The sequence below is a fragment of the Nocardia heshunensis genome (genome assembly GCF_054782115.1).
Genome location: NZ_BAAGTC010000009.1, coordinates 492,514 through 508,154, shown reverse-complemented (window position 1 = coordinate 508,154; position 15,641 = coordinate 492,514). Strand labels below are relative to the sequence as shown.

The window sequence follows — 15,641 nt, the reverse complement described above, 5'->3', positions numbered from 1 at the left end:
CCGCCGACGACGCCGTCGCCCTGCCGAACATCTCACTCCCGATCGAGCCCATCCGCACCCATCAGCCCGCGCATTCGGTGCCGCTACTCATGCCCGGCAGCAGTCACGAGCGCAGTGACGCCGCCCGCAACCGGCAACTGCTGCTCGACGCCGCCGAATCGCTGGTGCGCGAGCAGGGCGCGGACGCGGTCACCATGGACGCGGTCGCCAAGCTGGCGGGCGTCGGCAAGGGAACCGTCTTCCGGCGCTTCGGCAATCGGGCCGGGCTCATGCTGGCGCTGCTGGATCAATCCGATCAGAAACTGCAGTGGGCCTACATGTTCGGGCCGCCGCCGCTGGGGCCCGGCGCACCGCCGGTGGAACGGCTGATCGCCTTCGGACGCGCCCGGCTGGCCCTGGTCGAGGTGGAGGGCGATGTGCGCAAGAACGCCGATATCGGCGGACAGTACGGCGGGCCGCCCTACAACATCGCCAAAACCCATGTGTCCCTGCTGCTCCGGCAGGCGGGGGCACCCGGCAATATCGCGCTGACCGCCGACACGCTGCTGGCGACACTGGATGCCGGGCTGGTGCTGTTTCAGACGCGGGCGTTGGGTTACACACTCGAACAGGTCGGTGACCACTGGGCGACTCTGGTCCGGCAGGTGACCGCTACAGTGTGACCGCATGGGGAACCTGCGCGAAGAGATCATCGCCGAACTGGGCGTGCTGCCGACCATCGAACCGAAACTCGAAGTGCGGCGGCGCATCGACTTCCTCAAGGAGTACCTGCGCTCCACCCCCGCCACCGGCTTCGTGCTCGGCATCAGCGGCGGCCAGGACTCCACCCTCACCGGTCGGCTCTGCCAGCTCGCCGCGGAGGAACTGCGCGCCGAGGGCCGCGACGCCACCTTCGTGGCCGTGCGCCTGCCCTACGGTGTGCAGGCCGACGAGGAAGACGCGCAGATCGCCCTGAAGTTCATCCAGCCCGACCGCTCGGTCGCGGTGAATGTGAAGCCCAGCGCCGACGCCGCGGCCACCGAAGCCGCGCGCGGTATCGAGGACCTGCACGAACAGCCGCAGCTGCGGGACTTCGTGCGCGGCAACATCAAGGCCCGCGAACGCATGGTCCTGCAATACGCCATCGCCGGACAGCTCAACCTGCTCGTCGTCGGCACCGATCACGCCGCCGAGGCGGTCACCGGCTTCTTCACCAAGTTCGGTGACGGCGGCGTCGACATCACCCCGCTGACGGGTCTCACCAAGCGCCAGGGCGCAGCCCTGCTGCAGGAACTCGGTGCACCCCCCAGCGTCTGGCAGAAGGTCCCGACCGCGGACCTCGAGGATGACCGCCCGGCCCTCCCCGACGAGGAAGCCTTGGGCCTGAAGTACTCCCAGATCGACGACTACCTCGAGGGCAAGCCGGTCGGCCCGGAGGTCTCCGACCGCCTGGAAACCATCTTCCGCAACACCCGGCACAAGCGAGCCGTCCCCGTGACCCCGCTCGACACCTGGTGGAAGTAGATCGGAAACTAGCGGTTCTTCGCGGGAACCGGAAGCAGCGGTGAGTTGGTGCGCTGCACCTTTTCCGGGGCGAAGGGGTAGCCGGTGGACAGGGCGCGGCCGCCGATGACGAGGGCTTCCCCGAGCAAGCTGACGCCGATGGCGAGTTGGATGGGCCGCAAATCCTGGTGCGCCCCAAGGTGAGTGCCGATGATGCCGGTGACCGCACTGACGGCGAGGGACAGTAACCACACGCCGACGGTCCCGAGCGTGTAGCGCTGCCACAGCACACCGTCGCGCGTCAGCAGGGTGATGGTCATGCCCCGCAGCCCGCCCAACGCGAAGCCGATCAGCGCGCTGATGACGATCCAGGTGAGATCCAGCGCGGTGAAATGCTCCTTCGTCATGGTCATGATGCCGATCCCGAGCAGCACGACCGGCGGCGCGAAAAGGTCACGGGCATTGAGGGGTTCACCCGTGAATCGCCGGACGACGACGACAATCACGATGACGGCCACCGCCGCGACGATCAGTACCGATTTCATGCGTGGACCTCGTCGATGCCGTGAGATTGATTTAGCACAGTCATGCCATTTAAATTAGCCAGACTGTGCTACAAAAGGCAAGGCGATCATCGCCACCGCACCTCGAAGGGAGCTGAACCCACTCGTGCCCAAGGTTGTCGACCCGGTAGAACGCCGGAAAGCCGTGGCCGACGCGGTCTTTCGCGTCGCCGCCCGCGGCGGCGTGGAAAACGCCTCACTACGACGAGTAGCCGAGGAGGCGGGCCTGGCGGTCGGATCCGTCCGCCACTACTTCACCGACCACGCCGAACTACTGACCTTCACCCTGAGCGAGCTGAACGCCCGGGTCACCGCCCGCATCCAGGACCACCTGGCCACCCTCTTCCCCGACGGCGACCCCGCCACCACGCCACCCCCGCCCGGCCACGTCCCCGGCGCTCACGCCGAACGCATCCTCGTCGAGCTACTCCCCCTGGACGAGGCCAGATTCGAGGAGGCCGCGGTCTGGCTGGCCTTCACCACGACCGCGCGATCTCGCCCGGAGTTGGCGCCGCTGGCCGCCCAGCCCTTGGCGGGCGTGCGGACACTGGTGCACCGCGTGCTGTCCGCGATGGTCACGGCGGGCGCGTTGCACGCGGTCGACCTCGACCTGGAAGCCGACCGGCTGGCCGCCGTCCTGGACGGCCTGACCCTCGCCGCGCTGGTGGATCCGGCCCGTCGTGATCCGACGGCCATGCGCGCGGTCCTGCACTGCCACCTGGCAAGTCTGTGTGCCGAGAGCGGCGAGTAGCCCTATCGCAGGACCGGGAGGATCTCGGCCAGTGCGTCGAGTTGCCGGTCCGCGTCGAGTGAGCCGATCCGCAGGATCAGATGTTCGGCGCCCGCGTCGACATAGCGGCCGAGCCAGTCGACGCACTGCTCGGCGGAGCCGCCACAGAATGCTTGCACCGTGGACATCTCGGTGAGGGAGCGCCGATAGTACTGGCGGACATAGCCATCGATCTCCGTGCGCGCCTTCGTCGCATCCGGGTCGATATTGATAGTCGCCGGGGAGTATCACTGCCCGCCAACCAAACCGGCGGCCCCACCGGACTCGCCGCCGGCAAGGTCCCCGACAGATCCTCGAAATTCCAGTACCGCCCCTCGAATCGCCCACCCCCGGCCCAACTCTGCCGCCAAATCGCCACCGTCTCATCCAACCGCCCCACCCGCTCCTCGAACGAAACCCCGAGCGCCGCGAACTCCTCCCGACTCTCCGGAATAGGAAACCCCGCACCAACACCCAGCACCAACCGCCCCGCACTGAGCGCATCCACGGTCGCCGCAGTATGAGCACCCAGCAGCGGCTGCCGCAGCGTCGCAGTAAACGCCGCCGTCCCCACCCGAATTCGCGACGTCGTCGCCGCAACAGCCGCCAACAACGGCAACGGATCCACCCGAGTCCGCGCCAACGGCGAATCCCCAACCCACACCGAATCGAATCCGGCGCTCTCCGCCGTGCTCGCGAACCGCACCAGCCCCGCCGCGTCATGGCTGCCGGTCATCGCGATTTCCCGGCTGGGCAGCATTACTCCGACTCGAGTCATACCAAGATCCTCGCCGCCCAGAAACCGACCGGCAATTACCTCGCAGGTAATTGAACGTGGCTCCCCCGCGGATCCGGGCAGGTGACTTCGCTCTCGGTGGGCCGTCACGGGATTCCTTGTGCGCCACGGGAAATCTACGATCGAGGGAGAGATCGAGGGAAGGTCAACGATGACTGGATCGGTAGCTTTCACGGGAGCGGCGGGGCGGCCTTTGGTGGTGTTCGATGGTGACTGTGCGTTCTGCACGGCCAGTGTCGATCGCATTCGGGAGCGGATTCGGCCTGATGTGGATTTCGTTGCCTGGCAACGGCTCGACCTGGCCGCGCTGGGGCTGACGGAACAACAGGTCGAGAGCGCCGTGCAATGGATCGACGGGGACGACGGGCGAGCGGCGGGGGCGCGAGCGGGCGCGCTGTTGTTGCGACGGGCCACACTGCCTTGGCGGGTGCTCGGCACGATCATGTTGATTCCGCCGGTCAGCTGGCTTGCCGCCGGGGTTTACCGCCTGATCGCGAAGAACCGGCATCGGCTGCCCGGTGGGACGGCCGCCTGCGCCTTCCCGGGTCCGCAGCAGGGTTGATCGAAATCGGTTTGCGGGAAGTGCGCGAGGTTCCTACGGTCGGGGCGTGAAATTCGACGGCGAGAACGGGTGGGACAGTTCGGCCACGTTGGTCGATGAGCGGTGGGTGGAGCGGCGGCCGCGGCGGGTGGAGGTGGAGGCGCAGTTGGTGCGGGAGACTCGGTTGTTGCCGTGGCTGGCACCGAGATTGCCGCTGCCCGTGCCGATTCCCACGGTAGTCAGCGAATCGCCGCTGGTTGTTCGGCATCCGTTGATTCCTGGGGAGCCGATCGAGGACTACACGCCGGACAACGGCGGAGCGATCGGGCGCTTTCTGCGCGCACTGCACGACACTCCGGTGGCAGGGGCTTTGGAGCTCGGGCTGCCCAGTGCCGAGGACACTCGTCGGGAGCGGGGGTGGGCTGTCGAACGGTGTCGCCGGGAAGTTGTTCCGCTGCTTCCGGATTCGCTGACCGCGGCCGCTGACGCCCTGCTCGAACAGATTCTGACGGCTCCCGTCGACACCGTCGTGCATGCGGATCTCGGTCCCGAGCACGTGCTCGCCGAGGCGGGTCGGGTGAGCGGGATCATCGATTTCGGCGACGCCCAACTCGGTGACCCGGCGATCGATTTCGCCTGGGTGTTGTTCGGCACGACAACGGAATTCGGGGAGGCTGCCGCTCGCGCCTATGGCGTGCTCACGCCCGAATTGCGGGCCCGCGCCGAGAGCTGGCACCGGCTCGGACCCTGGTACGAGGTGCTGCGCGGCCACGATGTCGAAGACCCGGCGATGACGGACGCGGGCTTCACCGCGGTGATCGAGCGACTGCGTCGGTCGTCGATCTGATCGAGGACCTCAGTTCTTGTTCTTGTCCGGGTCGTCGATGAGGCGGCGGTGGAGTTCTTCGGTCATGGCGTGGATGGCGCGGGTGAGTTCCGTGTTGGTTTTCAGTTCGAGTTCCTGCTCGCGGAAGTCGTGGTCGGCCTTGGCCTGCTGGAAATCGGCCTGCCGGTTCTGGCCGATCATGACGAAGGTCGACAGGAAGATGGCTTCCAGGGAGACCACCAGGGTCAAGGTGGGCCAGGGGCTCTTTTCGATCCAGATCATCCAGACGGCGAAGACCACCGCGTGGATGTAGACGAAGAGCATCGAGCCCGCGAACTTGGTGATCCAGTCCGCGATGCGCAACTGGAGGCTGGCGGCGCGCTGCTCGCGAACCTTCGTGAGCGCGGGGTGCTGCGGTTTCGGGGCGTGTGTCACCGGCGAATGCTAGCGCCCGCGAGCGATGTTCGCGGTTAACCGCCCGCGAAGGGTGGGAGGACATCCACCCGCGCCGGCAGGGTCACGGAGGCGTCGCGGGTGAGTTCGTCGCCGATGAGGTAGGCGCAGACCTTCAGCATCGGTTCGAGTTTCGGGCCGTAGGTGGTGGCGAGGGTGCTGCGCAGGTCGCCGACGGTCGCCCCGGACGGCAGGTCGAGGGTCTCCTTCTCCTTGCCGACCGCATCGGCGATCGCGGCGAAATAGCGAACCTCAACCACCGATGGCTCCCATCGTTCGTTCGGGCGGGACGAAACCGGCCATATCGATGCCGTGGCCGGCCGACTTGTTCCACATGGCGCCACGCCACAGCTGCGCGATATCGCCGTCGGTCGCGCCGGTGCGCAGCGCGGCGCGAATGTCGTATTCCTGATCGCTGAACAGGCAGGAGCGAATCCGGCCGTCGGCGGTCAGGCGGGTGCGGTCGCAGTCGCCGCAGAACTTGCGGGTCACCGAGGCGATGATGCCGACGGTGGCCGGGCCGCCGTCGACCTTCCAACGTTCGGCCGGGGCCGACGGGTCCTCGCGGCCGTCCGCGGTGAGGGTGAACCGCTCACCGAGCACGTCCAGCAGTTCGGCGGCGGTGATCATATTGGCGCGCGCCCACTCGTGGTCGGCGTCGAGCGGCATCTCCTCGATGAACCGCAGTTCGGCACGGTGATCCAGGCACCACTGCAGCAGATCCGTTGCACCGGCCAAGGTTTCACGCATGAGCACCGCGTTCACCTTGATCGGGGTGAGCCCGGCCGCCGCGGCGGCCTTGATCCCGGCCAGCACCGAATCCAGCCGATCACGCCGGGTGAGCCGATGGAAGCCGTCACGATCCACGGTATCGAGCGAGACATTGATGCGGCTGAGCCCGGCCGCCGCCAGCGCCCGCGCCCGATGCTCGAGCCCGACGCCATTGGTGGTCATGGCCAGCGGCGTATCCGGCAGGGCCGCATGGCAACCGGCGATGATCTGTTCCAGATCGCGGCGCATGAGCGGTTCGCCGCCGGTGAATCGCACCTCGTGGACGCCGAGTTCCCGCACCGCCAGCACGACCAGCCGCACGATCTCGTCGGTGGTGAGCAGCTCTTCGACCGGAATCGCGGGCAGCCCCTCCTCCGGCATGCAATACGTGCAGCGCAGCGAGCATTTCTCGGTGATGGACACCCGCAGATCCCGCCCGACCCGGCCGAAGCGGTCCACAAGGAACGGCGTGTCCGGGCGCCCATCCAGCGCGGGTCGCCCGGTTCGCACAGCGGGCATGCCCATCGCGACCACGGTCATTCGACCATTATTGCCCTTTGCACAAGCGTTCGTAGATTCGCACGAGCCGGGGCGGTCGATCGGCCGGTCACCAATCGGAGGAATCACCCGCGTATAGGCTCACGGACATGAGTTCCCGGCACGCGCTGATCCCGGCCCGGCCCGTCGACGACCACCGTCGCCGCATCGAGGATGCGCTGCGGTCGCTCGCCGACCGGGTCGCGGAAACCGTTCCCATGGCCGCCGCGCTGGGCCGCCGCCTGGCCGCCGACGTGTATTCACCCCTGGACCTGCCGGTCTTCCGGAATTCGGCAATGGACGGGTATGCCGTGCAGGCCGATTCGGTCGCCATCGTCCCCGCCACGCTGCCGCTGCTCGGCGTGGTCGCCGCGGGCAATACCGAGGCGATCACGCTGGCCCCGGGCACCGCACTGAAGGTCATGACCGGAGCGCCGGTGCCGCCCGGCGCGGACTGCGTGGTCCCGGTGGAGCACACCGAATCCGACGGCGTCACCGTGACGGTTCGAACCAGCCGCGCCACCGGCGACTTCGTGCGCGAGCCCGGCACCGATGTGCGCGTCGGACAGTTGCTGGCGGCCGCGGGCACGCTGCTGCGACCCCGGCACATCGCGGCGCTGGCCGCGGTCGGCCTCGGTGAGCTGTCGGTACTGCGCCGGGTGCGGGCCGCGGTCCTCACCACCGGCGATGAACTGCGGCCGGCGGGCGCGACCCTGCTGCCCGGTCAGATCTTCAATTCCAATGGCATCGCGCTGGCCGCGGCACTGGCCGACAACGGCGTCGAGGTGGTGTCGGTCGCGCATTCGACCGATGAGCACGCGGAATTCCGGCAACGCCTGGCCGAGGCCGTCGCGCAGGCCGATGTGGTGTTCACCTCCGGCGGCGTGTCCATGGGCGACTTCGAGGTCGTCAAGGAGGTGCTCGGCGCGCAGGGCGGCGAATTCGGCCCGGTCGCAATGCAACCCGGCGGCCCGCAGGGACTCACCATCGTCGACGGGGTGCCGGTGCTGAGCTTCCCCGGCAATCCGGTCAGCACGATGGTGTCCTTCGAGGTCTTCGCCCGCCCCCTGCTGCGGGAACTGGCCGGACTGCCCGCACTGACGATCTCCGAACTGCCGCTGCTGGAACCGGTCCGCTCCCCCGCCGGAAAGCGCCAGTTCCTGCGGGGCAAGCTGGCCGACGGCGGGGTGACGCTGGCCACGGGTCAGGGCTCGCATCTGATCGCGGCCATGGCCCACGCCGAGGTGCTGATCGACATCCCGGCCGCCGCGACCGAGCTGCCCGCGGGCACGATCGTCGAGGTCCGGCCGCTGTGAACGCCTCGATTCCCGGTTTCCGCGCGCTGTGCCAAGGTGGTTTTCATGAGTGAGTTGTCGCATGTGGACGGTGAGGGCCGCGCCCGCATGGTCGACGTGAGCGCGAAGGCCGACACCGCGCGCATCGCGGTCGCCGCGGGCGAACTGCACACCACCGCCGAGGTGATCGCGTTGGTGCGGGCCGACGACATGCCCAAGGCGGATGTGCTCAGCACCGCGCGCATCGCCGGCATCAACGGCGCAAAGAAGACCTCCGAGCTCATCCCGCTGTGTCATCAGCTGGCGCTGTCGTCGGTCAATGTGTCGTTCGGGTTCACCGACACCACCATCACCATCGAGGCGACCGCGAAGACCAAGGGCCCCACCGGAGTCGAGATGGAGGCGTTGACCGCCGTCGCGGTGGCCGGGCTGACGCTGCACGACATGGTGAAGGCGGTGGATCCGGCGGCGACCCTCAACGGGGTGCGGCTGGTCACCAAAGAGGGTGGCAAGCACGGACATTGGGTGCGACCCGAAGCCGAGCAGCACCACAAGCACGAGCACCACAAGCACGAAACCACCACTGCTGCAACGGCTCCCCTCGCAGGCGTGGGCCGGTCGGCCGCTGTCGTCGTCGCGTCCACCGGCGCCGCCGCGGGCACCCGCACCGACACCACCGGCCCAGCCCTCGCGAAATGGCTTGCCGAGCAGGGCTTCTCGGTGCGCGGGCCGCTGGTCTTCGCCGATTCCGATATCGCCTACGCGCTCTCGGAGACCCTCGCCACCGAGCCGGACCTGATCATCACCACCGGCGGCACCGGGGCCTCCCCCACCGACGCCACCCCCGAGGCGACCCGCGCCGTGATCGACCGGGAACTGCCCGGAGTCGCCGACGCCATCCGCCAGGCGGGCACCGCGAAGTTCCCGCTCGCGGCGTTGAGCCGGGGCGTGGCCGGACTGTCGGGCCGCACGGTGATCATCAATCTGCCCGGTTCGCCGGGCGGGGTGAAGGACGGCATCGCCGTGCTCACCCCGATTCTCGAACATCTGCTGGCCCAGGTGGCCGGAGGAGGCAATCATGAGTGAGCTGCTGGCCCGGATCAGCGATCAGCCGCTCGACCCGACCGAGGTGGAGAAGGCCGTCAGCGGCCCCGAACACGGCGGCATCGTGGTGTTCACCGGCAAGGTGCGCGATCACGATGGCGGACAATCTGTTTCGGCCCTGGAGTACTCGGCCCACCCGCAGGCCGAGCAGTTCCTGCGCAAGGTGTGCGAGGAGGTGGCACAGTCCTCCGGCCTCCCGGTCGCGGCCGTCCACCGCATCGGCGACCTCACCATCGGCGACCTCGCGATCGTCGTCGCCGTAGCGGCCCCCCACCGCGGCGAAGCCTTCACCACCTGCGCGCTGCTGGTCGACCGCATCAAACACGAAGTCCCGATCTGGAAGCGCCAACTCTTCGCCGACGGCCTCTCCGAATGGGTCAACGCCTGCGGCTGAGCCGCCGAACCGGCCTGAACTTCGTCATTCAGCAGTCAGCCGACCGCCACTCCCGAGAACATTTCGACGAGTCCGAGTGGAGCGCGCTCGCCGAGGCAGAGGTCGAGCACCTCGTCGGCGTCGGCGTAGGCGGCCGTGCTGCGCCGGAAGAGTTCCGCCTCGTAGGCCCGTAGGGCCGCTTCGGGGTTGTCGGGGTGTGCCGCAATCGCCCGGCCCAGTTCGGCGGCGTCGAGCATGGCCAGGTTCGCGCCGTCGCCGGAGGGCGGCATCAGGTGTGCGGCGTCGCCGAGGAGTGTCACGCCGGGCACCCGGTCCCAGCGGTGGCCGTGCGGGAGGGTGTGGATCATGCGCGCGACGGGTGGGGTGTCGGAGTCGATGATCAGTGCGGTGAGTTCCGGTGCCCAGCCCTCGAATTCGGCCGCGATCAGGGCGGTGGCGGCAGCCGGATCGGTGAAGTCGATGCCCGAAATCCATTCGGCGGAGCGCCGCAACTGGACGTAGGTGTGCAGGGTCGCGCCCGCTTCGCGGTGAACGGTGATGCCCTGACCCGGGGTGAGCGCGTACATCGCGCCCGCGCCGACCAGTGCGGCCGTGGCGGGATGACGTTCGTCGGCGTCGCGGAGGTAGGTCTCGACGAAGGTCGCGCCCACGTATTCGGGGCAGGCGTCCGACAGCAGGGGCCGGATCTTCGACCAGGCGCCGTCGGCTCCGACGAGCAAGCCGGTGATCACCGTCGTTCCGTCGGTGAAGGTCAATTCGTGACGACCGTCGCCGAGTGGCCGCACGGCGGCGACCTTGTGACCCCACTGCACGGTCCCGACGGGCAGGGAGTCGAGCAGGATGCGGCGTAGATCGCCGCGCAGCACCTCCGGCCGTGTGTCGGTGCCGTCGTCGGGCTCGTCGAGCAGGACGCTGCCCTGCGGATCGAGGATGCGGACTGCCGCACCACCGGCATGGATGATCGCGCGGAACTCGGCGGTGAGACCGGCTGCCGCCAAAGCGAATTGGCCGTCGTGTTCGTGAATGTCGAGCTGGCCGCCCTGGACGCGGAACTCGGGCGAGGGGTCCGCCTCGTAGACCGTCGCGGGGATGCCGTGGACGTGCAGGACGCGCGCGAGGGTGAGGCCACCCAGGCCCGCGCCGACGATGGTGATGGGGTTCTTCATGGTCGTTCTCCCTTCCGAAAGCCGATTGGAACGCTGTTCCATAATTCGAGTTTGGAACAACGTTCCAACTCTGTCAAGATGGGATGCATGACAACCGGGACCCGGCGGACCGCACGACGCGGCGACGCACTGTCCAAGCGGCTGATCGTCGACGCGGCGATCGAGATTCTCGACACCGGCGGCGAACACGCGCTGACCTTCCGTGCCCTCGCCGCACGTTTGGCGACCGGCAGCGGAGCGATCTACCACCACCTCGCCAACAAGGACGATCTGCTCGCGGCGGCCACCGATGAGGTGATCGCCCGGGTGATGACCGAGGTCACCGCAGGTGAGTCGCCGCGGGCCGCGATTCGTGCCATCGCGCTCGGCATCTTCGACGCCATCGACGCCCACCCGTGGATAGGCGCCCAGCTCTCGCAGCAGCCCTGGCAGCCGGCGGTGGTCGAGATCCTCGAGGCGATGGGCAGCCGACTGGACGCGCTCGGCGTTCCCGAACCGGCCCAATTCGATTGCGCCTCAGCGCTGGTGAACTACGTCCTGGGCCTCGCCGGCCAATACGCGGCGGGCGCGCGCCTGGTGACCCCGGAGGTCGACCGCTCGGCCTTTCTCGCCACGATCGCATCCCGCTGGACCAGCCTGGACCCCGAGCGGTATCCGTTCGTGCGACGCATCGCGGCAGATCTCCCCGCCCACGACGACCGCGATCAATTCCTCGCGGGCATCGACCTCATCCTCAACGGGATGCCGACCCTTCACTGAATACAGACCGAAGCCGTGGATTCGGACGGAATCCACGGCTTCGATCTCCCCGATGAGGAGGGGGGCTCAGGCGGCGGCCACCGCGGTGTCGGGATCCGGCGTCGCCGGAGTGGGATGCCCTACACCCCGGGCGATTTCACCGAGGCGCGTGTGATTGAAGAGCAGGTTCAGCGTGAAAGCCGTTGCGGCAGCGAGGCTGATGCCGCTGTTGAGCAGAATCTGCGCGGAGGACGGGAACTTGTCGAACATGCCCTTGGTGAGAACCGGGACCAGGCCGACGCCGATCGAGACGGCGATCAGGGTGAGGTTCACGCGATCGGTCAGGTCGGCCTTGCGCAGGGTATCGACGCCGATCACCGTGATGGTCGCGAACAACACCAGGCCGACACCGCCGACAACGGGCTGCGGGACCGCGGCGACCAGTGCGCCGAAGCGCGGCACCAGCCCCAGGACCACGAGGATCGCGCCGCTCACCGCCGTCACATAACGGCTGTACACGCGGGTGTTGGCAACCGCGCCGACATTTTGGTTGAAGATGGTGTCCACGAACGAGTTCAGGACACCGGCGAGCACCGCGGACAGTCCGTCGCCGACCAAACCGCGCGCCAGATCGGCTCGGGTCAGCGGCTTTCCGGTGATCTCGCCGATGGCGAGCATGCTGGCGGTGGATTCGGCAAAGACGACCAGCATCACGATGGTCATGGCCACCACGGCGGTCACCGGGAAGTGCGGTGCGCCGAAATGGAAGGGGTGGGGTGCGCCGAACCAGGCCGCTTTCGAGACCCCGTCGAGCTTGATCAGGCCCATCGGAATGGCGATGACGATGCCGACGACGAGCGCGATCAGCACCCCCAGTTGCGACCACACACCCCGCCCGAGGATCGTGCACACCAGCGCGACAACCAGAACCGCTGCAGCCAGCGCGATATGGGAGGGCGCGGCGAAACCTGCCGCCTTCGGGTCGGGGCCGACGATCAGTCCGCCCGCCACCCCGATCAAGGAAATGCCGACCACCGTCAACACGGTCCCGCTCACCAGCGGCGGGAAGAACCGCACGATCGAAGCGAACGGCCACGCCAACGCGATGCCGATCACGCCGCCCAGCAGCATGGACCCGTACATCCCCTGCAGCCCGTAGTCCTTGGTGATCAGGATCATCGGGCTCATGGCCACGAAGGTGGCGCCGGTGACGATCGGCAGCCGCGCACCCGCGAACTTTCCCAGCCCGAGGCTCTGCACCACGGTGATAATGCCCGCGACCAGCAGGTCGGCGCTGATGAGCAGGGCGACGGTGGCCTTGTCGAGTCCCGCGGCCGCACCGAAAACCAAAGGCACGGTGACGCATCCGGTGTACATGATCAGCACATGCTGGATGCCGAAGGCCAGCAGCCGCTGCCACGCGGGCCGGATGTCGACGGGGTGAGGCGAGGTCATGTGGCCACCCTAGGCAAGTCTGGTCAAGCGACCGTTTGTCCGCTGTGCCCAAACGCCGGGGCGTTTCCCGTCGGCGTTTTGTCTCCCGAACCAGCCTGCACCGCACCGCCCGTGCGCGACAGTGATGCCATGACTGAATCCCTCGGCCGGATCGTGCTCGGCCCGCACCGGTACGGGAAGGCCGAGAACCGGGTGGTGCGCGTCTACCGCGATACCGCCCGGCACGAGATCCGGGATCTGAACGTCTCCTCGTGTCTGCTCGGCGCGTTCGACGACGCGCACACGGTCGGCGATCAGGGCGCGGTGCTGCCGACGGATTCACAGAAGCAGACCATCTTCACCTACGCCAAGAGTCACGGCGACGGCAGCATCGAGGACTACGGGCTGGCGCTGGCCCGGCACTTCGTCGACGACATCGCGCCGGTGGAGTCGGCGCGCATCGAGATCGAAGAGTATGCGTGGCAACGGGTTCCGGTCGGCGGGCGCGAACACGATCACACCTGGACGCGGGTCGGACCGGAGGTGCGGATCGCGGCGGTCACCGTCGCGGGCGTCGGCGACGAACGCCGCGAATGGGTGATCGGCGGGGTCAAGGATCTGGTGATCCTCAAATCCACCGGTTCGGAGTTCGCGGGGTTCCTCACCGACGAGTTCACGGTGCTCGAGCCCGCCTACGACCGGATCCTGGCCACCAGCCTGATCGCCCGCTGGCGCTTCGCCACCGCGCCCGACGACTGGGATGCCACCTACGACGGGATCCGCGCCGTACTGATCGAGACGTTCGCGACCCTGCACTCGAAAGCGTTGCAGCAGACGCTCTTCGAGATGGGCCGCGCGGCGCTGGACGCGTACCCGTGTTTGGCGGAGATCCGGTTCTCGGCCCCCAACAAGCACCACTTCGCCTATGACACCGAACGTTTCGGCGTCCCGAACAAGGGCGAGGTCTTCCACGCCGACGACCGCCCGTACGGCCTGATCCAGGCGAGCGTGGTGAGAGAAGGCGCACCCGACGCCGGAATCGCCTGGGACGCCTACACCGGAGCGGTCTGACCCGACAATGTCCGCACCGCCAGATACAGATCCAGCCGGTCGTCGATGCGCCCGAGATCACGCCCGGTCAGCTCCTCGATCCGACCGATGCGGTAGCGAACGGTATTGAGGTGCAGATGCATTCGATCCGCCGCCTGCCGCCAGGAACCCTCGCAGCCGAGGTAGACCGCCAGCGTCTCCAGCAGTCCGGCCCCGTGTCGACGGTCGTAATCGAGCACCGGGCCCAGGACCCGTTCGGCAAAACGCCGCTGCAGTCCACCCGGCACGGCGGTGAGCAGGCCGACGGCCGAATCGATATCGGCCACGCGCACGCAGACGGGTGCCGTGTCGTCGCGGGCCGCGGTGGAAGCCGCGGCGGCCGCGCCGATCGCACTCGCCAGGGTCTCTTCCGGCTGCCGCGCGCCGATCCCGATCGCGAGCCGAATCTCCCGCAGCGCCGGGGCGACTCGGCCGAGGCGCCGATTCACCACGGCGGCGATCTGGTCCTGCGTCCCGGCCGTCACACCGACCAGCCTGCCCTCGTGGTCGATCGAGGTCGCGATCCCCGGCAGGGCATCGTGCAGCGCCGACCGCACGGCCATCATCCCGGCCGCCGAATCCACCAAGCCCGACAAACGGTGTCCAGCACCAGATTTCGCATCGGCGATCGGTGCACCCGCGCGTTCTATCGCGCCTGCTACCCCGCCACGTGGTTCGCTCGTCATCCCGGCGGGCTCTTGGCCGGGATCCACCCGGCCGCGTTGGATTCCGGCCACAAGCGTGCCGGAATGACGGGGTGCGCTTTCTGCGGCATGCACTTCACAGACCAGGGCCACCTCGGAGGTGTCGGCCTGTTCGGCGAACGGCACCGGGAAGCGGTCGGCCAGTTCCCAATCCAGGTGCTGGCGGTCGGCGCGGCGCTGGCGATACAGTTCCGCCACCGCCGCCAGATCTGCGCCGAACGGGTCGAGTTCGGGGGCCGAGGGGCGGATCGCCAGGTACCAGGCAGTGATTCGATCACCCGCGCCGACCTGCAGCACGCGCATCGCACCGGTCGTGACGGCGGGCAGGCGCGGCGCGGTCAGCGCGGTGGCGACGATGCGGTCGATATCGTCGTCCAGCAACTCGGCGGTGCCGGTGATGATCGATCCCGTCGAGGTCAGCAGCCACGCCGAAACATGCTGTTCCGCAGCGAATTCCGCGACCAGGGTCTCGATATCGGCCCCCGCCGCGACCGCGGCCAGCAGCTTGCGCTGCCGGTCGGCGCGCGATTGCACCCGCCGCCAGCGCACCTCGGCCGCCTGCTCGGCCAGATATTCGATGATCCGGCTGAACGGGACACTCTGCGGGGCCGACAGCAGCGGCAGGCCGTGTCGCTCGCAGGCGGCGACCACGTCCTCGGGCACATGCCCGTGCAGCGCCTGCCCGGCCACCACCCCGGCGACCCCGGCACCGGCCAGCAGCCCCACATAGCGGTCGGAGTCGACGGCCTCGTGCCGCCACACCAGGCCGGTGCAGACCAGCGCGCCCGGCGTCACGAACGGCCGGGGATCCGGCATATCGGTGGCACAGACCCGGGCGACCGGCCGATCCAATTCCCCGTCGTCCCCGTACAGCAACCGCATTCGCAGTTGCGGTGCATCGAGAATGTCGCGCACGCGCACGGCGCACCTCCCGTGGTCGGTCCGAATAGGCAGTGACGGTAGGCCGCGGTTATTTCCG

At 68.3% G+C, this 15,641-nt stretch carries 18 protein-coding genes and 1 pseudogene; 10 read left to right on the top strand and 9 right to left on the bottom strand.

Features of this window, described 5'->3' with window-relative positions:
• Positions 1-89: 89 nt before the first annotated feature.
• Positions 90-662, top strand: coding sequence for a TetR/AcrR family transcriptional regulator (locus ACYVN4_RS30390; protein WP_460726750.1), 573 nt, complete (start codon positions 90-92; stop codon positions 660-662).
• A gap of 4 nt (positions 663-666) precedes the next feature.
• Positions 667-1,503 carry an ammonia-dependent NAD(+) synthetase gene (nadE, locus tag ACYVN4_RS30385; RefSeq protein WP_460725431.1) on the top strand — a complete coding sequence of 279 codons (837 nt, stop codon included), beginning with the start codon at positions 667-669 and terminating at the stop codon, positions 1,501-1,503.
• A gap of 8 nt (positions 1,504-1,511) precedes the next feature.
• Here nadE and ACYVN4_RS30380 read toward each other — a convergent pair whose 3' ends face one another.
• Positions 1,512-2,027, bottom strand: a complete 516-nt coding sequence (locus ACYVN4_RS30380; RefSeq protein WP_460725430.1) for a hypothetical protein — start codon at positions 2,025-2,027, stop codon at positions 1,512-1,514.
• A 124-nt stretch (positions 2,028-2,151) separates the two neighbouring features.
• Here ACYVN4_RS30380 and ACYVN4_RS30375 point away from each other — a divergent pair, with 124 nt between their 5' ends.
• Positions 2,152-2,796, top strand: coding sequence for a TetR/AcrR family transcriptional regulator (locus tag ACYVN4_RS30375; protein WP_460725429.1), 645 nt, complete (start codon positions 2,152-2,154; stop codon positions 2,794-2,796).
• 2 nt (positions 2,797-2,798) lie between these two features.
• Here ACYVN4_RS30375 and ACYVN4_RS30370 read toward each other — a convergent pair whose 3' ends face one another.
• Positions 2,799-2,963: a hypothetical protein gene (locus ACYVN4_RS30370; protein ID WP_460726866.1), complete on the bottom strand. Its 165-nt coding sequence runs from the start codon at positions 2,961-2,963 to the stop codon at positions 2,799-2,801.
• A 140-nt stretch (positions 2,964-3,103) separates the two neighbouring features.
• Positions 3,104-3,550, bottom strand: a pseudogene (locus tag ACYVN4_RS30365) (LLM class flavin-dependent oxidoreductase); the annotation flags it as partial.
• Between the two features lie 211 nt (positions 3,551-3,761).
• Between ACYVN4_RS30365 and ACYVN4_RS30360 the strand changes: the two are divergent.
• Positions 3,762-4,172: a thiol-disulfide oxidoreductase DCC family protein gene (locus ACYVN4_RS30360; protein WP_460725428.1), complete on the top strand. Its 411-nt coding sequence runs from the start codon at positions 3,762-3,764 to the stop codon at positions 4,170-4,172.
• 46 nt (positions 4,173-4,218) lie between these two features.
• Positions 4,219-4,998, top strand: coding sequence for a phosphotransferase (locus tag ACYVN4_RS30355; protein WP_460725427.1), 780 nt, complete (start codon positions 4,219-4,221; stop codon positions 4,996-4,998).
• Positions 4,999-5,007: 9 nt separating this feature from the next.
• Here the strand turns inward: ACYVN4_RS30355 and ACYVN4_RS30350 are convergent, their stop codons facing one another.
• Genes ACYVN4_RS30350 through moaA form a run of 3 tightly spaced genes read right to left on the bottom strand, consistent with a single transcriptional unit; the run spans position 5,008 to position 6,741 of the window.
• The gene (locus ACYVN4_RS30350; protein ID WP_460725426.1) at positions 5,008-5,412 is read right to left on the bottom strand and encodes a DUF1003 domain-containing protein; all 405 of its coding nucleotides are present in this window, start codon (positions 5,410-5,412) and stop codon (positions 5,008-5,010) included.
• Positions 5,413-5,447: 35 nt separating this feature from the next.
• Positions 5,448-5,690: a MoaD/ThiS family protein gene (locus ACYVN4_RS30345; protein WP_460725425.1), complete on the bottom strand. Its 243-nt coding sequence runs from the start codon at positions 5,688-5,690 to the stop codon at positions 5,448-5,450.
• A complete protein-coding gene (moaA, locus tag ACYVN4_RS30340) occupies positions 5,683-6,741 on the bottom strand; it encodes a GTP 3',8-cyclase MoaA (RefSeq protein WP_460725424.1) in 1,059 nt (352 codons plus the stop codon). The genes ACYVN4_RS30345 and moaA overlap by 8 nt, the downstream gene beginning before the upstream one ends.
• A gap of 107 nt (positions 6,742-6,848) precedes the next feature.
• On the opposite strand from moaA, the gene ACYVN4_RS30335 reads away from it, so the two are divergent.
• Genes ACYVN4_RS30335 through ACYVN4_RS30325 form a run of 3 tightly spaced genes read left to right on the top strand, consistent with a single transcriptional unit; the run spans position 6,849 to position 9,531 of the window.
• Positions 6,849-8,054 (top strand): molybdopterin molybdotransferase MoeA, encoded by a 1,206-nt coding sequence (locus ACYVN4_RS30335; protein ID WP_460725423.1) that lies wholly within the window; start codon positions 6,849-6,851, stop codon positions 8,052-8,054.
• A 45-nt stretch (positions 8,055-8,099) separates the two neighbouring features.
• Positions 8,100-9,119, top strand: coding sequence for a bifunctional molybdenum cofactor biosynthesis protein MoaC/MoaB (gene moaCB / locus ACYVN4_RS30330; protein WP_460725422.1), 1,020 nt, complete (start codon positions 8,100-8,102; stop codon positions 9,117-9,119).
• A complete protein-coding gene (locus tag ACYVN4_RS30325; protein WP_460725421.1) occupies positions 9,112-9,531 on the top strand; it encodes a molybdenum cofactor biosynthesis protein MoaE in 420 nt (139 codons plus the stop codon). Before moaCB ends, ACYVN4_RS30325 begins: the two co-directional genes overlap by 8 nt.
• A gap of 35 nt (positions 9,532-9,566) precedes the next feature.
• Here the strand turns inward: ACYVN4_RS30325 and ACYVN4_RS30320 are convergent, their stop codons facing one another.
• Positions 9,567-10,697 (bottom strand): FAD-dependent oxidoreductase, encoded by a 1,131-nt coding sequence (locus ACYVN4_RS30320; protein ID WP_460725420.1) that lies wholly within the window; start codon positions 10,695-10,697, stop codon positions 9,567-9,569.
• 87 nt (positions 10,698-10,784) lie between these two features.
• Between ACYVN4_RS30320 and ACYVN4_RS30315 the strand changes: the two genes are divergently transcribed.
• Positions 10,785-11,456 (top strand): TetR family transcriptional regulator, encoded by a 672-nt coding sequence (locus tag ACYVN4_RS30315; protein WP_460725419.1) that lies wholly within the window; start codon positions 10,785-10,787, stop codon positions 11,454-11,456.
• Between the two features lie 66 nt (positions 11,457-11,522).
• Here ACYVN4_RS30315 and ACYVN4_RS30310 read toward each other — a convergent pair whose 3' ends face one another.
• A complete protein-coding gene (locus ACYVN4_RS30310; protein ID WP_460725418.1) occupies positions 11,523-12,890 on the bottom strand; it encodes a uracil-xanthine permease family protein in 1,368 nt (455 codons plus the stop codon).
• A gap of 129 nt (positions 12,891-13,019) precedes the next feature.
• Here ACYVN4_RS30310 and pucL point away from each other — a divergent pair, with 129 nt between their 5' ends.
• Positions 13,020-13,940, top strand: a complete 921-nt coding sequence (gene pucL, locus ACYVN4_RS30305) for a factor-independent urate hydroxylase (RefSeq protein ID WP_460725417.1) — start codon at positions 13,020-13,022, stop codon at positions 13,938-13,940.
• Here pucL and ACYVN4_RS30300 read toward each other — a convergent pair.
• Positions 13,922-15,577 carry a helix-turn-helix domain-containing protein gene (locus ACYVN4_RS30300; protein WP_460725416.1) on the bottom strand — a complete coding sequence of 552 codons (1,656 nt, stop codon included), beginning with the start codon at positions 15,575-15,577 and terminating at the stop codon, positions 13,922-13,924. The two genes, pucL and ACYVN4_RS30300, sit on opposite strands and share 19 nt — an antisense overlap.
• Positions 15,578-15,641: the final 64 nt, after the last annotated feature.

Excerpts from the sequence above, each read along its gene's own strand:
- ACYVN4_RS30390 (WP_460726750.1), top strand. The coding sequence starts at position 90 with ATGCCCGGCAGCAGTCACGAGCGCAGTGACGCCGCCCGCAACCGGCAA.
- nadE (WP_460725431.1), top strand. The coding sequence starts at position 667 with ATGGGGAACCTGCGCGAAGAGATCATCGCCGAACTGGGCGTGCTGCCG.
- ACYVN4_RS30380 (WP_460725430.1), bottom strand. The coding sequence starts at position 2,027 with ATGAAATCGGTACTGATCGTCGCGGCGGTGGCCGTCATCGTGATTGTC.
- ACYVN4_RS30370 (WP_460726866.1), bottom strand. The coding sequence starts at position 2,963 with ATGTCCACGGTGCAAGCATTCTGTGGCGGCTCCGCCGAGCAGTGCGTC.
- ACYVN4_RS30360 (WP_460725428.1), top strand. The coding sequence starts at position 3,762 with ATGACTGGATCGGTAGCTTTCACGGGAGCGGCGGGGCGGCCTTTGGTG.
- moaA (WP_460725424.1), bottom strand. The coding sequence starts at position 6,741 with ATGACCGTGGTCGCGATGGGCATGCCCGCTGTGCGAACCGGGCGACCC.
- ACYVN4_RS30335 (WP_460725423.1), top strand. The coding sequence starts at position 6,849 with ATGAGTTCCCGGCACGCGCTGATCCCGGCCCGGCCCGTCGACGACCAC.
- moaCB (WP_460725422.1), top strand. The coding sequence starts at position 8,100 with ATGAGTGAGTTGTCGCATGTGGACGGTGAGGGCCGCGCCCGCATGGTC.
- ACYVN4_RS30325 (WP_460725421.1), top strand. The coding sequence starts at position 9,112 with ATGAGTGAGCTGCTGGCCCGGATCAGCGATCAGCCGCTCGACCCGACC.
- ACYVN4_RS30320 (WP_460725420.1), bottom strand. The coding sequence starts at position 10,697 with ATGAAGAACCCCATCACCATCGTCGGCGCGGGCCTGGGTGGCCTCACC.
- ACYVN4_RS30315 (WP_460725419.1), top strand. The coding sequence starts at position 10,785 with ATGACAACCGGGACCCGGCGGACCGCACGACGCGGCGACGCACTGTCC.
- ACYVN4_RS30310 (WP_460725418.1), bottom strand. The coding sequence starts at position 12,890 with ATGACCTCGCCTCACCCCGTCGACATCCGGCCCGCGTGGCAGCGGCTG.
- pucL (WP_460725417.1), top strand. The coding sequence starts at position 13,020 with ATGACTGAATCCCTCGGCCGGATCGTGCTCGGCCCGCACCGGTACGGG.